15 protein-coding genes, 2 pseudogenes and 1 riboswitch are annotated in these 19527 nt (G+C 39.7%); of the genes and pseudogenes, 2 read left to right on the top strand and 15 right to left on the bottom strand.

Going from position 1 to position 19527, the window contains the following annotated elements:
• Positions 1 to 43 precede the first annotated feature (43 nt).
• Positions 44 to 145, bottom strand: a riboswitch (purine riboswitch).
• A gap of 104 nt (positions 146 to 249) precedes the next feature.
• From MN204_RS14090 to MN204_RS14030, 13 genes and pseudogenes are all read right to left on the bottom strand, one after another.
• A complete protein-coding gene (locus tag MN204_RS14090; RefSeq protein ID WP_249871721.1) occupies positions 250 to 2430 on the bottom strand; it encodes a transglutaminase TgpA family protein in 2181 nt (726 codons plus the stop codon).
• Complete coding sequence (locus tag MN204_RS14085) at positions 2427 to 3695, bottom strand: DUF58 domain-containing protein (protein ID WP_249871720.1); 1269 nt, start codon at positions 3693 to 3695, stop codon at positions 2427 to 2429. The genes MN204_RS14090 and MN204_RS14085 overlap by 4 nt, the downstream gene beginning before the upstream one ends.
• On the bottom strand, positions 3695 to 4657 hold the full coding sequence (locus MN204_RS14080; RefSeq protein ID WP_249871719.1) for an AAA family ATPase: 963 nt from the start codon (positions 4655 to 4657) through the stop codon (positions 3695 to 3697). Before MN204_RS14080 ends, MN204_RS14085 begins: the two co-directional genes overlap by 1 nt.
• A gap of 233 nt (positions 4658 to 4890) precedes the next feature.
• Positions 4891 to 5151: pseudogene (locus tag MN204_RS14075) on the bottom strand (KGG domain-containing protein); the annotation flags it as partial.
• Between the two features lie 130 nt (positions 5152 to 5281).
• Positions 5282 to 5470 (bottom strand): annotated as a pseudogene (locus MN204_RS14070) (KGG domain-containing protein); the annotation flags it as partial.
• 231 nt (positions 5471 to 5701) lie between these two features.
• A complete protein-coding gene (locus MN204_RS14065) occupies positions 5702 to 5854 on the bottom strand; it encodes a hypothetical protein (RefSeq protein ID WP_249871717.1) in 153 nt (50 codons plus the stop codon).
• Between the two features lie 23 nt (positions 5855 to 5877).
• Complete coding sequence (locus tag MN204_RS14060; RefSeq protein WP_249871716.1) at positions 5878 to 7140, bottom strand: hypothetical protein; 1263 nt, start codon at positions 7138 to 7140, stop codon at positions 5878 to 5880.
• A 133-nt stretch (positions 7141 to 7273) separates the two neighbouring features.
• Positions 7274 to 8806, bottom strand: a complete 1533-nt coding sequence (locus MN204_RS14055; protein ID WP_249871715.1) for an AbgT family transporter — start codon at positions 8804 to 8806, stop codon at positions 7274 to 7276.
• A gap of 347 nt (positions 8807 to 9153) precedes the next feature.
• Positions 9154 to 10659, bottom strand: a complete 1506-nt coding sequence (locus MN204_RS14050) for an amidase (RefSeq protein ID WP_249871714.1) — start codon at positions 10657 to 10659, stop codon at positions 9154 to 9156.
• A gap of 120 nt (positions 10660 to 10779) precedes the next feature.
• Positions 10780 to 10998: a hypothetical protein gene (locus MN204_RS14045; protein WP_249871713.1), complete on the bottom strand. Its 219-nt coding sequence runs from the start codon at positions 10996 to 10998 to the stop codon at positions 10780 to 10782.
• 1 nt (position 10999) lies between these two features.
• Positions 11000 to 12178: a Ger(x)C family spore germination protein gene (locus MN204_RS14040; protein WP_249871712.1), complete on the bottom strand. Its 1179-nt coding sequence runs from the start codon at positions 12176 to 12178 to the stop codon at positions 11000 to 11002.
• Positions 12168 to 13283 (bottom strand): GerAB/ArcD/ProY family transporter, encoded by a 1116-nt coding sequence (locus tag MN204_RS14035; RefSeq protein WP_249871711.1) that lies wholly within the window; start codon positions 13281 to 13283, stop codon positions 12168 to 12170. Before MN204_RS14035 ends, MN204_RS14040 begins: the two co-directional genes overlap by 11 nt.
• A 15-nt stretch (positions 13284 to 13298) precedes the next feature.
• A complete protein-coding gene (locus MN204_RS14030) occupies positions 13299 to 14846 on the bottom strand; it encodes a spore germination protein (protein ID WP_249871710.1) in 1548 nt (515 codons plus the stop codon).
• A gap of 173 nt (positions 14847 to 15019) precedes the next feature.
• Here MN204_RS14030 and MN204_RS14025 point away from each other — a divergent pair, with 173 nt between their 5' ends.
• A complete protein-coding gene (locus MN204_RS14025) occupies positions 15020 to 15646 on the top strand; it encodes a flavodoxin family protein (protein ID WP_249871709.1) in 627 nt (208 codons plus the stop codon).
• A gap of 301 nt (positions 15647 to 15947) precedes the next feature.
• Here MN204_RS14025 and MN204_RS14020 read toward each other — a convergent pair whose 3' ends face one another.
• Positions 15948 to 16469: a methylated-DNA--[protein]-cysteine S-methyltransferase gene (locus MN204_RS14020; RefSeq protein WP_249871708.1), complete on the bottom strand. Its 522-nt coding sequence runs from the start codon at positions 16467 to 16469 to the stop codon at positions 15948 to 15950.
• A gap of 246 nt (positions 16470 to 16715) precedes the next feature.
• Between MN204_RS14020 and MN204_RS14015 the strand changes: the two genes are divergently transcribed.
• Positions 16716 to 18119: a sodium/glutamate symporter gene (locus MN204_RS14015; RefSeq protein WP_249871707.1), complete on the top strand. Its 1404-nt coding sequence runs from the start codon at positions 16716 to 16718 to the stop codon at positions 18117 to 18119.
• 54 nt (positions 18120 to 18173) lie between these two features.
• Here MN204_RS14015 and MN204_RS14010 read toward each other — a convergent pair whose 3' ends face one another.
• A complete protein-coding gene (locus tag MN204_RS14010; RefSeq protein WP_249871706.1) occupies positions 18174 to 19412 on the bottom strand; it encodes a M20/M25/M40 family metallo-hydrolase in 1239 nt (412 codons plus the stop codon).
• Between the last annotated feature and the right edge of the window lie 115 nt (positions 19413 to 19527).

Raw genomic sequence — 19527 nt, 5'->3', positions numbered from 1 at the left:
GATAACATATAGATAGGTGCAAAAAGGCAGAAATCCAGGTATTCAAACCAGATTCTGCCTTCATAGTCAGAGCATTTACGGTGCTCCGGTAGATACTTTCGACCCCTATTGTCGAGGATATACGAATGGCATAATTATTTACTTCTAGTTGTATGTTGAGATGCATCAAGCATGTATCTGCCTGTCCTTGCTTTTGTTCATCGATTACTTTTTTTACATGTCTTATTCTACTAACCAAGCTGCGGCAGGTCAACCCATTATGCGGTAAATTAAATTTTTCCATAATTGAGTCACTTCATTTAATCTGGAATGATTTGCTTCATTTTTATACAGCAATCGTTCATAATAACTTGTCAGTTCGCCCATTTCATCTGTGGAATATCCTGAATCGACCCGTTTTGCAAATTCACGTAGCGTTTGATCCGGGTCCTTTGTATAGCCATGATGATCGAGTAGTTTCATTAAATAATGATACGCATCCTGAAACGTTTCTGCGTCTCCATTTCTATTCAGTTTCACCATAAAAGCCCTTGTCTGCCATTTATATCTTGTTTTATATATAATGAAGCCCACTAAGATAATGACTGCAACTATTGACACGATATGCCACCATTTAACAGAAACTCCACCAGCATGATTGGTATCCGGTTCTGCGGTATCCATTGCTTCTCCTTCTGGCAATTCAGGCTGTTCTGGAGTTCTTACTTCCGGCGCTTCCAAAATATCATCTTCAGCGTCTTCAGTAGTACGATCTAAATCTACATGGAAGTCAGTTAAATTGGAAAATCCTTGAGTGGGCTCAAATGGCACCCAACCTGTCTCAGGGAAATATACTTCAACCCAAGAGTGTGCATTGGCATTCGTTATTTCATATATATTATTCTCACCGTCATTACCAATCACTTCCCCACTTGTAAATCCTTTTGCCCACCTTGCTGGTATATCGATGCTACGAAGCATAACGACCATCGCTGAGGAAAAGTTATCACAATAACCTACTTGTGAATCAAACAGAAATTGATCAACATAATCCACATTCCCTGTAGGTACAGGAACATCTGTTGTCTGATAAACGAATCCACTGCTGGCAAAATATCGTTCGATTGCTTTTGTTTTATCATATCTTGATTCATGGCCATTCGTAATTTCCTCAGCTAGATTCCCTACACGTTCGGGAAGTGTGTCAGGGAGCTGTGTGTACTGATCGATTATATCGGCAGGGTATTCCTCCGTACTAGTGCGCAATGCATTCAGCTCATAGGATGGATGATCATATCGTAATTGATATCCTGCCAAGTCAGCAATCTCTCCATTCTCCCTTGCCTCTAAAGCTTCGGAGTGGGTATCCAGAAAGATTTTCACTGCACCGCCACTGTATACTTCATCAATTCCATAAGGATAAACTAATTTATTAATCATCTCATTTTCGTAAAACTCAACAAACGCGTCCAGCCTCTCTGTTTCCACACTATCTCCAAACGTCTCCAATGCAATCAAACCGTTTTCCTGCTCGATATAATTGGGTTCATCAGAAGAAACCCAGCCTTTACCTGTATAAACATCTTTCGTTTCGATTCGCCAATAATGCCTCTCTGATGTGTATGCATTAAAAACGGGGCTATCATCTTGAATAAAAGAGCCTCCAAGCCTGGAATCATCTTCCCCATAGCCAACCTTTTGAATAGCTGAACTGCCACCTCCGGAATTTTCGGCTGCACTTTGAATAAATGGTACAGGATCAGGCCATTGCGGCTCTGCCTTTGGTGCTGTGAAACCAATCATGGCCGAGAAAAACACCATCGCAATCAGTGGCATTAACCAAACAAGTGAATTTTTGAACCACCCAAATCGAATAAATTCGCTATCCATTTCTTTTATTAAACTAGCAATTCCCAATGCCATAAATGAAATGACAAATGTCCTGATAATGGACACGGATGCATCATACACAGTGAACGTATCAAGGATTGTCAAATAGATGAACGTAAGCATTACAAAAAGGAAGACCCGCTTCATTTGCACAAACCAGTAATGCAACAAGTAACTCATAAGCCAGATCAAAACGAGGAATAGAAAGCTGCGAAACATTGGTGTCAAATAGTACCATTCTCTGTAAAGCAACGCCTGAAAATTAAAAGTTAGCTCCATCCTTACTTGTTCGATCCACAATGGACTTAAGATGGCTTCTGCAAAGTATAACCCGTTCAAGATAAACAACAATGCAAAACCTTTCAAAATAAACCCAATCCACCATTTCATTTGAAACAGAGAAATGAAGAAACAAAAGAATGTATATAGCACAAAAATCATACTATTCGTTGTGTCAGAAATCTTCTCCAGTGGATATAGCCACTCTAGAAACAGAAAAAAGCCACAAAGATATAAAATAGTGGTAAATAAGATTGTCGTATAATTTCTCTCTTTGGTCATCCTATTTCCACCTCTATCCTATTCTCTCCCAGCTGTTTCTCCGTCAGCAGCTGTATCCCCACGTTAGCATACCGGAGTTGTTGGATTAAATGATGTTCTTCATCGGAAATCAATTCACTGGACTGTATGAAAATAACTGCTACATATTTCGTCCGCTGTTTAAACTGTTGGATGGTCTGCTTTAAAAATTCATCAAGATGAGTGGTTATAAAAATGACAAAATCACCTTTGTCCATTCGCATGATCTCTTGTTTCACTTTTACGGAAAAGGGGAGATCACCACTAGGCTGCAGGCGAGTCAAATGCTGGTTAACCGGAGAGCTTTTTTCTGTACGATGCTCGGGCGTGAAATATACTGTTTTTTCTCCAATGGAAAGCAGACCCGCCTGATTATCCTGTTTACGGAATGCTTCCATTAAAGAAACACAGACTTCTATAGTAGCCTCAAATGCAAGGGGATTTATCCCTTCAAAATGACAACTATCATGCACAATCAAGATGTCCGTTCTTTTCTCCTGTTCGAACTCTTTCGTCATCATCGTATTTTTTCTAGCTGTCTGTTTCCAGTCTATCCAGGAAAACCGATCCCCAGGTGCATATTCACGAATTCCTACGGCTATATTCGTATTGCTTAAATTCTGGGAGTTGGAAGCAACAGAACCTTGTTCATAGCTACTGAAACTATCTACCAGTTTTAATTTGCGTCTGTTCGGGTATGCAATAATTTCATCAGACACTTCAAATAAATGCTCCTTGATGAGGAAACCGAATATATCTCCAGTTCTTATCCGGATTCTTTGTAGACGATGTTCTCCTCTTGGTACGTGCTGAATAGCGTACGGGATTTTCAGTGTCCGTTTAAAAAGTGGAAAAATCACTTTTTTGATTCTACGGTCCACATTTAATTTATAAGGCTGATTCATATATTGGTATTTATCCTTGCGATTGTCTACTGTCATCAATGTGGGAGGAAAAACCTCTTCAATAATACAGTAGTAAAGTGGAAAAGGAAGTGATCTTTCTATCTTTATTGTTGCGGAGATGCTATCACCGGCCTCGATAATATGATGTGAGATATCCCTTGTAACCTTCCATTTTTTTAATGGATACATAAGAAATCCGATATGGTAGATAAAGATAGGCAAAAAGCTAAAAAACAGAAACCAGCTGACAAAGCCACCCTGAAACATCGCATAGGAAAATAATACTACAAATAGCGCAAAAACAAACACAACATTTCCAATCACTCTGAGCGATCCTTTCATCAACTGAATTCCTTTCGTATTGGAATGTGCGTTGATTTAACAATGGAAGTAATTATATCTCCATTTGTAATACCCTCGTATCTTGCTTCCGAGGTTAATATAATTCTATGGGAAAGCACAAAAGGTGCGAGAAATTTCACATCATCCGGAAGAACGTAATCTCTCCCATATATATATGCATATGCCTTGGCCGCCTTCATTAAAGCAATAGATCCCCTCGGACTTACACCAAGATAGATTTCACGATGCTCTCTGGTTCTTGTAACTAGATTTACAATGTATTGCTGAACATTCCTATCAATATATACTTCTTTTACTCTTTCCTGGATTTCAACCAATTCATCTTTGCTCATAACCGCCTCAATCGTCTCAATAGGGTGATTTCCTGAGGTTTTTTCAAGCATTTTAAGTTCATCCGAAAATGAAGGATACCCCATTTTTAATTTCAAAATAAAACGGTCGAGCTGCGCTTCCGGAAGTGGATATGTTCCTTCATATTCTATTGGATTTTGGGTAGCCATAACAAAAAAAGGTTTTCCGAGATGTTTGGTTGACCCATCCACTGTTACGTTTTTCTCCTCCATTGCTTCAAGAAGTGATGATTGCGTCTTCGGTGACGTCCGATTTATCTCATCTGCGAGAATAACATTTCCAAAGATTGGTCCACCACGGAATTCAAATTGCATTTCCTTAGGGTTGTAAATGGAAACACCCGTGACATCGGAAGGCAAAAGATCGGGAGTAAACTGAATTCGTTTAAAGTCACAATCTAGTGATTTAGCAAGGGTCCGAACAAGCATGGTCTTCCCTACACCAGGGACATCCTCAAGCAGTACATGCCCCTCGGCCAATAAAGCTACCAGACTGAGTGTCGCAACATCCTCTTTGCCGATCATTACTTTATTTATATTATTCAATACTCTTTCAATCTTTTCATTATATAATTTAGTACCATGTATCAATTTCGTCGCCCCTCTCCCATAAACGCTTAAACGTTCTCTATCTCCTTTAACTATACAAGAAATAAGTGTGAAGTTAAAGATAATTGAAAGATATTTAAAACTATTATAAACATATAATAACTTTCTTATACGAAGCATTTTAAAAGTACAATAGATTAACTGACAGACAAAAGGAGAGGGATTCCCTGAAATCCCTCTCCTTTGATATGCTCTATTTTAAAGTTCATTTATGAATTGTTGTTGTTGCGTCGATTTCCGCCTTGTTGACCAATCTCTCTGTAGAAATCTTTGTCATGATTTTTGGATGTGGCTTCTCCACCTTTTTGGCCGATTTCTTCATAGAATTCCTGGTCATGGTTTCTTGAAGTGGTTTCTCCGCCCTTTTGACCTATTTCCTCAAAGAATTCCTGATCATGGTTTCGTGCTGTTTGATTGCCGCCTTTTTGACCTGCTTCTTCACGAGACATTTTGTTGTTATTATTATTTCTAGCCATTCTTAACATCTCCCTTTAGAATTAGTTAGCATGCACTCACAATTTAGAAATCTTACACACATATCCATTTACACAAATACACTCTATTGAATTTTCATTTTAATTAGGAATTGTTTCTCCCTTGGCCACCGTTGCTTTGTTTACCGCCTTTGCGTCCAATTTCTTCATAAAAATCCTGATCATGGTTTCTTGAAGTGGCTTTTCCGCCTTTTTGGCCGATTTCCTCAAAAAATTCCTGATCATGATTTCTTGCTGTTTTGTTGCCACCTTTTTTTCCAGCTTCTTCACGAGACATCTTACGATTATTGTTGTTAGCCATTCTAAATAACAGCTCCTTTCAATATTTTTAAGCGTCATCGCTTACGTTTTTTGTTTTCCACCTCATCATTTTACTAAACATAATAAAGGTATTTTAATCATTTTGTAATATATTTGATAATATAGGAGACCTATCTGCGAAAAAACCGCAAGCGAAATCAGTTGTGATTTCACTTGCGATTCATACCGTTTATATTGTACTCAACATCAGAACCTGTTAGGTACAGGCTTCTTATTTATTATACTTTTCATTTAACTTCTCAAATACTTTCTTTGCTGCCTGGTCTTTTTCTGCTTTCTCTTCTTCTTCCAAATCGAAATCTAGTTTATCATCCTTTGACAGGTTAAAGTACTCTTTTTTAGGCTTGTCTTCTTTAAGAGCCATTTCCTTCATCCCTTTCAGATCATTTAAAGTCGGTCGTTTATCACGGGGTCAATATAATTCTTCCGTTTCATCCAAACAAACCCATCTCCTTTCGTAATTACAGCCACATCTATTGGAGGTCCTACTGATTCGGTAGTCCTTGAAACCCTTCTCTTAAAGGACGTCAGGTTAACAAGTGCCTCAGCCATCTCCGCTAAATCTTCTTTTGGCAAGGAACGGACGATGCCCAATAAAGGATCAATATAGTTTTTTTCCTGATATTCCTCTACTGCGTCTTCAATCGATTGATACATTTCATTACCCATATTTTCAATATCTTTAACCTGCACATCCGTAAAATTAATATTTAAATATTTTTGAAGCTGTAAATGGTAACCGGCCAATACTTCTTTGATTATATTAAATACTGTTTCTTCCATATTAGGTTCTATCCCACCGATAAAGGAATCTACCATTTCTCTTTGTGCAAAAGCAGTAATCGCTGCAGTACCATCCTCTTGATCACTCGTATAGCTGATTTTCTTTTCCTTCAGCTTCTTATATTTCAATTGACCGAAGACAAACCCTTCCAATCGATAGTTCAGCAGGTGAGGAAATATTTCTTTCTCACCATAGCCTGCGAGAACAATTCCTGTACTACCCTGACTGAAATAATCCTTTCTTGTTGCTTCATATGCCAATTCATAAAGTTTCTTGTTAAGTTCATCAGGAAGTTCAAAAGAAATCAATTCCTCTTTGATTTCTTTAACTACCGTGGAGAATCTATCTTTAAACTTTTGATAATCCAAGCTTAAAAATAAATCCTTTTTACTCCTGTATAAAGACAAATTACTGTTAACACAGCCGTCTAGCCAATTGGTTACGATATCATTGTTCACGTCATGACCGTTGTTTTTATCATTTTCAATCTCTTCTTCCACTTCTCTGACAATACGTTTCAAAATATCGGAAAAAGTGCGATAAACAATAATCTCTTCTACTTCGGCATTCATAAATCTTTCATCCTGTCGTAAAAAATGAAGAAAATCCTCCAAATAATAGTTGAGATCATCAAATTTCCGTTCTCCAAGATATACCCGGTAAGACTTAATGATGACATCCCACGGTACCTCCATAAAGGAAGCAGCACCATATACCATAATGCCAACGGGATGATTACTGGACAATGAAAACAGCTTGTTTGCTGAATTATACACTTTTTGGACACCATCCCGACCACTAGTAATTGCGCTATCCGAAGCCAATGACATTCCAAGCTTATTCATAATCGCTACTTCTGCAGTCATATAATCCACCTTCCCATCATCACTCTACATATCTCCTTTCCCGAAACAGGTACCTGTCACTCCTCGATTTTTATCGAATAAAAAATAGCACCACTCGTGCGAGGAGTGATGCTACCTTCATTATTTACGATTATTAATATAATAGTGGTCCACCAGGTCCTAGTGGAATTCCGGCTATCATCCAAATAATAAGCATGATAGTCCATCCAATCAGGAAGAAAATCGAATATGGAACCATGACTGAAACCAATGTACCAATTCCCATTTTCTTATCATACTTCTGAGCAAACGCAATAATAATTGCAAAGTATGTCATTAGCGGCGAAATGATATTTGTTGTTGAATCTGCTATACGATAAGCCATTTGTGTTAGTTCCGGTGAATAGCCCAATTGCATCATAATCGGCACAAAAATCGGAGCCATCATTGCCCACTTAGCTGATGCACTTCCAATAAACAAGTTAATAAATGCTGTTATTAAAATAAACAATAGAATAAGTGGAATGCCTGTCAGGTTTACACTATCGAGGAACTCCGCACCATATACCCCAAGAACCAATCCCATGTTTGACTCATTGAAATACGCCACAAACTGACCAGCAGTAAATGCAAGCACAATAAACATCCCCATCGATGCCATTGTATCAGACATTTGGCCGGCGACATCCTTGTCACTGCGTATCGTCTTGGTAACGATTCCATACACCAGTCCTGGTACAAAGAAGAGGATTGCAATGATTGGAACTAATGAGCTCATAAACGGAGACTGAATGATTTGAGTCATCGTATCTCCTTCAGTTCCACGTAGAGGAGCACCTTCGGGAACAATCAGCAATGCCGTTAAAATCAAAGCTGCAGCCAAAGCCACTCCAGACCAAATAAGACCTTTTTTCTCAATCGGCCCAATACCTTCCAAACTTTCTTTCTGTTCGCCTTTGTATGCACCGAGGCGTGGTTCAACAACACGTTCTGTCACCCATGCACCTATAAATGTAAGCACAAAAACAGAAACCGCAATAAAGTACCAGTTCATTGCAATATTCATCGTTTCGGCATATGCAGGATCGATGATGGAAGCTGCTGCAATTGTGAGTTCTCCTAGCATAGCATCTGTTCCGGACAGGAATAAGTTTGCACTGAATCCTGCAGAAACACCGGCAAACGCCGCCGCCAGACCTGCGAGCGGATGGCGGCCAAGTGCTGCAAAGATTAATGCACCAAGCGGCGGCAATACAACATAACCTGCATCTGAAGCCACACTGGACATAATCCCCGCAAAAACCAACCCTAATGTAATAAACCTATTTGGTACGGATAATACAAAACCTCTTAATAATGCACTAATCAATCCAGTGCGCTCTGCGACTCCAATACCAAGCATTGTTACAAGTACAACCCCCAATGGAGCAAAACCTATGAAATTATCAGTCATACTTTCAAAGATATATTGAATGCCTTCTGTACTGAGCAGATTATCTATCTCCACCATCGTACCTTCTTCACCTGGATGTTCTACACGGATTCCAAGTGGCTGCAATGCTGCTGAAAGCAAGAGGACAAGCAAAGCTAAAATCGCGAATAATGTGACCGGGTGAGGCAATTTATTTCCAATTAGCTCCACTCCGTCAAGTGAACGTTGAAATAAACCCTTTCTTCCCTTTGCCATAAAATAGCTCCTTTCTTCTATTTATAACAAGTCCCAGAACACTTGTGACCTAAGTCATGAGTGATTCAGTTCGCCAGTATTCTGAAAATCGCAGCGTGAAATCAAACACGTTTTCCATTATACTTTTCTTGGTATCAGATTTAAATCACTGGAGAACAATTACTAATAATAATAGTTTTCCTTGGGTAAGATTATTTTAGTAGTGAAGAAAGCATAAAAACTTTCTTAACTGCCAACGTGAAGCTAAGCTGTCACTGAAAGACTAACAATCTATTAAATATCCAAATGAAAATTGCCATGTTAAAGACAAAACGATCTTCTCTACCGAAAGGATTCAGATTTTACATTTATTGCAATGCTTCGAAAAACGGATTCCCTTTCATCCCAATCCATAAACCTGATTGTTCCAATTTAGAAGCCAATTGCAGTAGCCGATGATCCTCCCCTTTTTGTGCCATAACCTGGACACCTAATGGCAAACCATCCTCTGACACGTGCAGTGGTACGGAAATCGCTGGCTGCCCTGTCAAATTGGCAAGTTGGGTGAAAGGTGTATACGTTAAGCTTGGTAGAAACATATCGTACACGAGTTCCTGCTGTTCGTTCTTCGTTACTTCTTTCACTCTCATTCGCAATTGTTCCTGCTCCTGATGGCTTAATGTCAGTTCTCCTATTTTAGGAGCAGTATAAGCAGTCGCAGGTGTAATGTAAAAATCATACGTCCGGTGGAATTGCGCCATTTGTGCCGCGGCTACGTCCCAAGAAGCAAGGCTCTCCGAATACGCAGCTGCAGAAACGGATTTTCCGGCTTCATGCAATATCCACGATTCAATTTCTACATCATCAGCAGTGATTGCTCGTCCAATTGCTTTTTCCAAGCCGCGAATCGTCGCGTTCATTTCCCCAGAATTCATCAAGTAGTAATCTTTCATCAATTGGATTCCATTCACATCATTTTCCTTTTCCTCTACATAATGACCCTGTTGCTCCAGCCACTTCACCGTTTTCTCGACAGCCATTTTTGCATCTGCAGAAACAGGAGTCCCTACTGGCGACTTCACAGAAAACGCGATATGTAAAGGTTTCTCGATATCTTCCAATATGAAATCCTTATAACTTCCTGGAAACAATGGCGTCTGAAAAGCAGCCTCCGGTTGTACGACTTGAAGTATATCGAGCATTGCAGCACTGTCCCGTACAGTTCGACTTAAAGCAAAATTAATGGATGCACCTTGCCACTGTCGACCAACCCCAGGACCTACCGGTGTACGCCCTCGTGTTGGTTTTAATCCAAATAGCCCTGTAAATGAAGCCGGAATCCGAATGGAACCCCCTCCATCACTTGCACCTGCCATCGGAACAATTCCTGCTGCAATTGCCGATGCCGAACCACCACTTGATCCTCCCGGTGAATATGCTGCATTCCACGGATTTCTGGTCGGTCCGTACAATTCTGACTCTGTAATATTTTTCAATCCGAATTCGGGTGCAGTCGTATGTCCCATAAAATGAAAACCGGCATCACGGAACTTTTTTACGAAATAGGAATCATGTTGGGAGATATTCCCTTTCAAAAGCTTGGACCCAGAAGTCATTGGCTCCCCTTCCACACTCTGGGAAATGTCTTTCATTAAAATGGGGACACCATTAAATGGAGCATCATCCATTGAGGTTTTCTCCGCTTCCTCCAATGCTTTTTCCCTTCTTGAATACGTAGTGATGTTTAAGCTGGGATCGACTTTTTCGAGTTGCTCGAAAGCCATTTCCAATAATTCTTTCGAGGTTACTTCTTTCTTTCGTACCAAATCCGCCATTTCAGTCGCATCTAATTTAGAGTATGTTTCCAAATTCATCTGTATTTCCCTCCACTGGACCTTTTACCATTCAGTCTAACACGAAGGTAAAATAGTTTCATTGGAACCACACTTTCAGGGAAGACCGCGTTCCATTATAAAAAATCCAATTAAAGATAATTAATTGGATGGTTGCTTTTGGATGGTTTGATTTCCCTTCTCTTTATTCAATGATTGCTTTTGTTTCATTTGATTCCTTTCTTCCACTTTCCATGGAGGATCACCATCCTTATGCAGCTTCGTATTTATCTTATATATCATATATGGCACAAAAAAAGCAATGAAGGTGAAGAACATCCCTCTAGCATCTGGTAATCCTTCCTTGATCATCTCCCACATACTATTTATCTCCTTTTGTTTGAATCTTAATGGTATTTCCTGGTTCTCTTACAATTGCTTCCACATTAAAGGTTGCATCACTTTTGGAAAAATAGTTTTTCCCATGATCCCAATCGTCCTTAATCTCTTCCCATAATTCATAATGATGCATACGAAGATGATTACCGAAAGTCAGTACATCTGCCTGCAATTCATCTTTAACTTTTTTTAATGCATCCTCTGACATTTTTTTAATTGCATCCTCTATCGACTTCTCAAATTTCTCCAAATTTTCTTGTTTGTAAAAATCGAGAGTTCCCTCATACTGCGACAATTGAGTTTCCACATCGATATCTACCTGAAATTTTAGATTTTCTTTGTTTTTATTCGTAAGTTTAATTTTGCTTCCCCCTTTCAATATTACGAATTCCGCCTTTTCTCCTTCAATATCAGCTACGATATTTCCCAATTGATCTTTACCAATAATAAAGTTCAACCCTTTAACTTCACCCCCGGTTAGTGTACCAACCATTTTGGTCTTGTCTCCCTCAAAAATTGAAACCCCTTCATAATTGACTCTGTCATCCGAAAAAAAGGCTAATTGAGGTATTTTAAAACTAGCATTCGCTAAAAGGTGCTCCTGTATTTCCCCTACTCGAACTTGTTCAATTGTTTCTGTGTTTCTAGGATTCTCCATCAGTTCACTAATGTATTGTGCAGGTATTTTCACATGTTCAGGTTCAACCTCCAGAAGGTCTTTTGCCTTCCCATCGACTATCCCAAGCAACATGCCTCTTCTCATGTCCGATTGACGTAGAAAAACATTAATGACATTACCAAACAGCTCTTCTTGTTCCACAATATCGGTTGATATCAATATCAACTTTAAATGCTCTGTATTTGTTGACCGATTTTCCTGTCTTGCTATATCCGCGTTAATCTCATATAAGCTCTCTCCAGTTTGGCTTAAATTACGAAACGCCTTTCCTCCACCGGCTTCTGTTGCTGTACCAAGGCCACCAGGAACAACAAACTGAAGCGTCATTTCAAAGGTCATGTTTTCCCCTTGTTCCTCAGCCAAATCAATAGCAACCCCGGATAGAAATCCCTTATCTTCTACTTCGATGGCATCCCAGCAAGCCGAAAGAACAACAGATAGAAACGCATATATACATATTAGCAATATTTTTTTACTTTTCATTTTGTTTGGCTCCTTTTATTTTAAACATGACCCATAGAATGATTAAAATCACCCCTACAAATCCCCAACCAAAATAACTCACATATCTTCCGAATAACCCTATTTCCAAATATGTATTTGGGATCATTGCAAGAAAAAATACGATTGGAGACAGCACAAAAATAATTTTTAATTTATCCACTTTTGGAAAGATGGAATTCAATGCCATGACAGAAACATCGAACGCCAGCGCCGTTGTATTGAAAATTGCCATGATCCATATGACAAAGAAAACTGAATCCAGACGTTCGAAAAAGCCTCCAGGGATTTCTATCGTTTTTGCCAGCTCGATAAGTGGAAAACGAATATTCGCTGTTGTATTTTCCCCAAACACAGCGATACACGTTAGATAGACTACTATGTATAAACCCACTACCCAGGACATTCCAAAAGCAGCCATTGCAGGTGCTTTTTCAGGCTTTTTTACCAATGATATATAGAAAAAGAAGATGCCAATTCCAACTCCGGAAAATGATATCGTACTCTCTATTGTACCTTGTACGTATCCTTGTGCATCTGTTTTAAAAACGGGTAATAGATGGTCTGTATTGATAAATACAATGGAAAAAAAAACCAACAAAGTTGTTATCAGAAATATAATCGGTAGGAACATCGAATTCAGGCGAAACAATCCAGCCCTCGACCCGGAAACAGCATAAACGACCACAAGTAAAAAGGATAATGCTACAACCTCTATTGGTGTTTGATCAAACAGATACTGATGTGAAATATCAGAAATGGCACGGACTTCAAAAGCAGAAAGTAAAATACCTTGAACGGAAAATAAAAACGTTATCACAATCGCGACAGGCTTTGTCACCAGATAGGAAGCATAGGAAAGAAAGGATTGATTAGGAAAGCTTGCAGCCAATTTAGTCACCAGCCAAACGGCAAGAATCGCTATCATCCCCCCAAATAGAATCGAAACCCAGCCATCAGCTGCTATCGTTTTGTCAGCAAGTTCTCTCGGAAAGATAATGATTCCAATAGCTATTAACATGGAAGGAACAGCAATCATAATATCGCGGGTTCTAATTTGTTCATCGCCGTATTTAAATGTACGCATATGCCATTCCTTCCTTTATTCCGGTTTTGTATCTTTTGATTGCTCATCTGTTGGTTTGAGATAAATTGGTCTTTGAATCAATTTAGTGATAGGAGCACGGATGATCAAATCTCTCCAGTCACTGACGAAGCTTGGAGCAAAAGGTGCAGTATAGGGAACGCCAATACTTTTCATGTTGACAAGATGAATATTGACCATAATGTAGACAATGATAATGCCATACAATCCGAGTAAGGCGGCTGCTATCATTAAAGAAAATCTTAGTATACGAAAGGTAATGGCGATACTATAAGAAGGGACACTGAAAGTTGCAATCGCCGTCAGAGCCGTCACAATAACCATAATTGGACTAACAATCCCTGCGCTTACTGCCGCTTCCCCTATTACCAATCCTCCTACGATGCCAACCGTCTGACCGATGACCTTTGGCAGCCTGATCCCTGCTTCATGCAGGATTTCAAAGGTCGCGGCCATTAATACTGCTTCAACGGCAGCCGGAAAAGGCACCCCTTCCCGTGATGCAGCAATAGAGAAAACAAGTGTACTCGGAATCATTCCCGGATGATAGGAAACGAGCGCAATATAGAGACCAGGCAGGAATACAGCAATGAATGCGGAAAAATAACGCAGCGTTCTCTGCAATGTTGCGGCCACCCACCTCTGGTTATAGTCCTCCATTGATTGCAGTGTTTCAGAGAGAGCGGTTGGAGCAAGCAGTACAAAAGGAGTCCCCTCAACTAAAATCGCCACCTTCCCTTGCGTTAACGCTGTAGATACCCTATCTGGCCGTTCTGTATTCGCTATTTGTGGGAATATAGATAGGAAACTATCCTCTATCCATTGTTCTACATAAGCTGAATCGGCTACAATATCGACATCAATCGTTTTCAGTCTACGATCTATTTCATCGACAATTTCCTGGTTGACGATTCCCTCAACATAACTGACAACTAATTTTTGCTTGGAACGTTTCCCAACTTCATGCTGCTTAAAGCGCAGATTAGGGTCTCTAATATCACGACGTATAAGGGCAATATTTGTTTCAATACTCTCCACAAATCCATCTTTTGGGCCGCGTATCAAACTTTCCGTGCTGGGCTCCTCGATGGAGCGGGTTTCTCCACCTGATGTTCCCATTAGTAAAACAGTGTCCATCTCATCCAAATAGAATGCTGTGCTTCCGTTTAAAATGGCTGAAGAGACCTCATCCATTGTGGTCGACTTTTTAATATCTGTAATTGCGATTACTTCCTGATAAATTTTTTCAAGTACATTCGATTCAAATTGTTTCATATTTAGTTGAATCGTCTTTAGAATATTATCGTTAATCAGGTCTTTATCTGTTAATCCATTTATGTATATAATCGCAGCTCTTGTTTCCAAACCACCTATCATCAGTTCACGAGTCACCAGATCACTTGGGTTTCCAAGCAATTTCTTTATCTCTTCCAGATTAGAATCGAGATTTTTCGTAATATTTTTCCCCGCTGCCGCTTGAGGTTGCTGTTTGTTCTGGCTAGCTTGCGTATTCTGTTTCTTTCGATTAAAAAGAGATCTCGCCATCTAATCCCCCTCGATTCCATAATGTTTCTCCCCCTTTTCTTTCCCATATCGGCCTTTTTTTATACAGTTCGTTTATTGGAGCAAGACCTTTTTGTCCGCTAACATGTACGATGCATATTTTAGTTAGATTCGGGGTAGAGACCTTACATAACTAGAAAAGAGGAGTGTTAGTCTTGGAAAACCTAAAAGCCTTAGTACTGAATTGTTCATTAAAAAAGTCCGATGAACTATCGAACACAGATGCACTGTTAAAAGATTTTATTAAAATTTTTGACAGTAAACATATTAAGTCCGAGGTAATTCGTGTAGTCGATTATAATGTCGCTTATGGCATTGCAGATGATATGGGCGATGGGGATGAGTGGCCAAAAATACTAGAAAAAGTCAAACAGGCAGATATTCTCATACTTGCATCTCCCGTGTGGCTCGGTGAAAAAAGCAGTGTTTCCAAAAAGGTGCTGGAACGATTAAATGGTTCCAGCAGTGAAACAAATGAAAAGGGGCAGCCTATTTTTTATAATAAAGTAGCCGGGGCTGTTGTTACCGGAAATGAAGATGGAGCCAAGCATGCAGCTGGTGATCTCATTTTTGGACTTGCACAGCTAGGATTTGCCATTCCACCAAATCCGATTGCATACTGGGTTGGAGAAGCAGGTCCCGGACCTTCTTATATTGAAGCTGAAGGATATAAAAGTGAATTCACACAATCAACTATTGAAACCGCAAGTCACAACCTTGTTCATTTGGCAAAAATCTTCCAGGAGCATCCAATTCCCGCTGAAGGAAATGTCTCCGAATAACAGCCCATTCTAAAAATGCGCCTCCTCATGTTAGTTGGACCTGACATTTGGGGGCGTATTGCTCGAATTCGGCTAAATGCCAATGTTTATTGGATATTAGCCAATGTTTTTTAAATAAAGCCATAGTTCACAAATAAAATGCCATTGTTCACATATTCAGAACTCCTGCCTCCTTTTCATTATGTTCCCTGATAAAAGTATTGATCTGGCCGATGAAGAAAGTAGAATAAAAAGCTTCCACTACCATTAAGGCGAGGAAGCTTTTTATGCTTATACTGTGGAATAAATTTGTGGCATCGCGCTAATCAAGCGACCTTTCGAGTCCAAGCAGTCTTTCCTTCATCGGTATACCCCCACGATAACCGGCCATCCTTCCACTTTTGGCGATAACTCTGTGACAAGGCACAACGATCAATACAGGATTAGAGCCGATTGCCGTCCCAACAGCCCTGACTGAAGCTGGTCTTCTGATTTGTTCTGCAATATCGGAATATGTAGCGGTTTTTCCAAATGGTATTTTTTGCAGTTCATTCCATACAGCCGTTTGAAAATCCGTCCCAATTGAATCAATCGGCAAATGGAAATGCTCTCTTGCGCCTGTCAGATACTCTAGTAACTGTTCCTTATAATCTGATAATCTATTCAAATCTTCAATTAATACTGCATTGGATCTGCGTATCGCAAACCAGCTTTTCATTTCCTCGTAACCTTCATCATGTGACCCTACAAAGCAAAGTCCTTTTTCTGTTGCAGCAATATAAAGAGACCAATCATTCGATACGATTCGTACGTAATACACGTTTTCCTGCACATTACTTTTCAAATTCACGACCTCACTTTCGTTTTTTTAAATATAAGAAAGTGTAAGATTTTCGCAGCAATTAATTCTTACACATAAACGGGCACTTACGCTTTTGTTCTTGCTAAATAGATCTATAGTCACCGTATTAAATAAATAGTAAACCATTTAATGAAAAGAATAAAACTATTTATCTATTGCTTTAGTTTTAATGATAAGAATCCGGGGTAAAAACTTATAAATTGTAGTAAATAGTAAAGGAGCAGGAAAATGACCCCAAATGAGATTGGATTCGCGTTATTATATCTTGGATTGTTTCTTCTGATTGGGAAATGGATAAGAGTTCGGGTAAAATGGCTGCAAAATTTATTTCTGCCATCATCTGTCATAGGTGGCTTTTTAGCTTTAATACTAGGTCCACAAGTTCTTGGTAGAATATTGGAACCTTATGTAGGAGAAGCGTCTTTTTGGGCGACTGGATTGATGTCACCTGAAGTAATGGATGTCTGGAGTGAATTACCGGGATTAATGATCAACGTTGTTTTTGCTACTCTATTTTTAGGAACCGTACTTCCAAGTTTATCAAAAATATGGCGGGTTGGTGGACCGCAACTTGCTTTTGGCTGGACACTTGGCTGGGGGCAGTATGTCGTTGGGATTCTATTGACATTACTCGTATTAACCCCGTTTTTTGGCATTCCACCAATGGTTGGCGCGCTTATTGAAGTATCCTTTGAAGGTGGACATGGTACTGCTGCCGGTCTTCGGGGAACATTTGAAGAAATGGGATTTCCAGAAGCTTATGACCTTGCTATCGGGCTTGCAACAATAGGTATTTTATCTGGTGTTATTATCGGAATCATCATTATTAACTGGGGTATCCGCACAAATAAAACAGCCGTTATCAAAGATGTTAAGAGTTTTTCCAGCTTAAAAAAGGCTGGGATTGTGGAGTTTGAAAATAGAGAACCTGCGGCGAAAATGACCGTACGGCCTGAATCAATAGAACCGCTTTCTTTACATTTCGCGGTAATTGGTCTGGCAATTCTTGTAGGTTATGTTTTACTGCAAACATTAATTTGGGCGGAAGGGACAATAATTGGTTCGGATTTCATGACATATGTACCGTTATTCCCGATTGCAATGATTGGGGGAATACTCGTACAACTATTTTTCAATAAAATTGATAATACGAATATTCTAGATCGGCAAATGGTTGGTCGTATTCAAGGGTTTTCTCTTGATGTATTAATATTGGCTGCAATCGGAACGGTTTCACTCGATGTGATTGGTGACCATATTATTCCATTCCTGTTGCTTGCAGTTGTCGGCATTGCTTGGAATGTAATTGGATTCTTTGTTCTCGCACCGAGAATCATACCTACCTATTGGCTTGAAAGAGGGATTGGTGATTTTGGACAATCCATGGGAATTACAGCGACAGGACTGCTCTTAATGCGTGTTGCAGATCCCGAAGCAAAATCTCCTGCTTTTGAAGGGTTTGGCTATAAACAGCTTATCTTTGAACCGTTTCTAGGTGGCGGACTTGTAACCGCACTGTCGGTACCCTTAATCTTTCAATTCGGTCCATGGCCATTTCTAATTTTCGCAACCATCATGTGCGTTTTAGGTTTATTGGTAGGACTTCTTTATTTCGGTAAAAAGACAACCTAATATTAAAATTAGTTAACCCCCATCCTGACATAGATGTTGGGTTGGGGGTTCTATTTAGTTCTCTGACATTACCGATAACAACGGATCACAAACATCTTTAACTCCTACGAGCCCAAGGATTAGCATCACACTTTTTTGAACAGCCATATAACCATTTTCAGGATCATACCACTCTGCAAGTGTATGCGCTCCCCCTGCTCTTCCACCTGTTCCAGTGGTGATTGCAGGAATTCCCAGACTCATCGGATAATTGGCATCTGTACTACTTGGGCCTGCCAGACGAGGAGTACCACCTGCTGATTCGATTGCAGCCCAGGCTGTTTGAACAATACTATCATTTTCTGATTGGTGTGCAGATGGACGATTTCCAAAGCGCTCGATTTCCACCGTAAGCTGATCACTTCCCCACCGATTATTTTCATCCCTACAGGCTTTTTTTACGATATCTAAAAATAGTTGATCAAGATCCGCAAGTTCCTGTTGGTTATTGGAGCGCAGATCTACCGTCATACTCGCTTCCTCGGCGATTGCATTTACCGAACTGCCGCCTTTCACTTCTCCAACAGAGAATGTCGTTTTCGGATATTCTTTCGTTTGCAGTTCAGCAATTTCTGCAATTGCTCTTCCTAAACCGTGTATTGCACTTGGGGAACCAAAGTCTGCAAAACTATGGCCACCTGGTCCTTTATAAGTAATTTTATAACGGTAGCTTCCAGTACCTAAATAAGTAATTGCATTCATATTAGGACCGTCTATCGAAATATAACCATCTACTTTATGGTTATGGAAGAAGGCTTTAACACCACGCAAATTACCTGCACCCTCTTCACCAACCGTTCCTCCGATTATAATATCTCCTATGTTCGGAACCTGGGAACTCTTCAGCGCGCGAATAATAGATAATACTTCAGCTAACCCCCTTGTATCATCCCCTATTCCGGGAGCATAGAGAATTCCATCTTTTTCTTTAACCGTAGTATCCGTTCCTTCTGGGAAAACGGTGTCCAGATGAGCAGAAACGAATAATTTCGGTCCGGTCCCTGTGCCCGGAATTATTCCGAATACATTTCCTTCCGCATCCATTTGTACATCTTCCAGGTCCAAATCTATTAGACGCTGCCTATAATATTCCGCACGGGTACTTTCCTTAAAAGGCGGAGCTGGTATTTCTGTGATTGTTATTTGATCTGCAACCGTTTTCTCGTGATCGGATTTCATCATTTCGAAAGCATATTTGATTCGCTCGTCATCCATCAGTTTTTTATACGTCTCTTTAACTATCGGCAATCGCATTTTGTCCTCCCCGTACTTCTACTTTTATATACTGTAAGAAATACTATTGTTTATATATTTTATTATATACTTTTATATTAACTATTCGTAATCTAACAAATGAATTAAATCATTC

The sequence above is a fragment of the Oceanobacillus saliphilus genome, assembly GCF_023522835.1.
GTDB lineage: Bacteria > Bacillota > Bacilli > Bacillales > Amphibacillaceae > Oceanobacillus > Oceanobacillus saliphilus.
The sequence above is the reverse complement of the archived record's forward strand: the minus strand, read 5'-3'. Positions and strand labels throughout refer to the sequence as shown.

Excerpts from the sequence above, each read along its gene's own strand:
- MN204_RS14040 (WP_249871712.1), bottom strand. The coding sequence starts at position 12,178 with ATGAAAAGTAAAAAAATATTGCTAATATGTATATATGCGTTTCTATCT.
- MN204_RS14015 (WP_249871707.1), top strand. The coding sequence starts at position 16,716 with ATGACCCCAAATGAGATTGGATTCGCGTTATTATATCTTGGATTGTTT.
- MN204_RS14090 (WP_249871721.1), bottom strand. The coding sequence starts at position 2,430 with ATGACCAAAGAGAGAAATTATACGACAATCTTATTTACCACTATTTTA.
- MN204_RS14050 (WP_249871714.1), bottom strand. The coding sequence starts at position 10,659 with ATGAATTTGGAAACATACTCTAAATTAGATGCGACTGAAATGGCGGAT.
- MN204_RS14010 (WP_249871706.1), bottom strand. The coding sequence starts at position 19,412 with ATGCGATTGCCGATAGTTAAAGAGACGTATAAAAAACTGATGGATGAC.
- MN204_RS14085 (WP_249871720.1), bottom strand. The coding sequence starts at position 3,695 with ATGAAAGGATCGCTCAGAGTGATTGGAAATGTTGTGTTTGTTTTTGCG.
- MN204_RS14055 (WP_249871715.1), bottom strand. The coding sequence starts at position 8,806 with ATGGCAAAGGGAAGAAAGGGTTTATTTCAACGTTCACTTGACGGAGTG.
- MN204_RS14035 (WP_249871711.1), bottom strand. The coding sequence starts at position 13,283 with ATGCGTACATTTAAATACGGCGATGAACAAATTAGAACCCGCGATATT.
- MN204_RS14030 (WP_249871710.1), bottom strand. The coding sequence starts at position 14,846 with ATGGCGAGATCTCTTTTTAATCGAAAGAAACAGAATACGCAAGCTAGC.
- MN204_RS14060 (WP_249871716.1), bottom strand. The coding sequence starts at position 7,140 with ATGACTGCAGAAGTAGCGATTATGAATAAGCTTGGAATGTCATTGGCT.
- MN204_RS14065 (WP_249871717.1), bottom strand. The coding sequence starts at position 5,854 with ATGGCTCTTAAAGAAGACAAGCCTAAAAAAGAGTACTTTAACCTGTCA.
- MN204_RS14045 (WP_249871713.1), bottom strand. The coding sequence starts at position 10,998 with ATGTGGGAGATGATCAAGGAAGGATTACCAGATGCTAGAGGGATGTTC.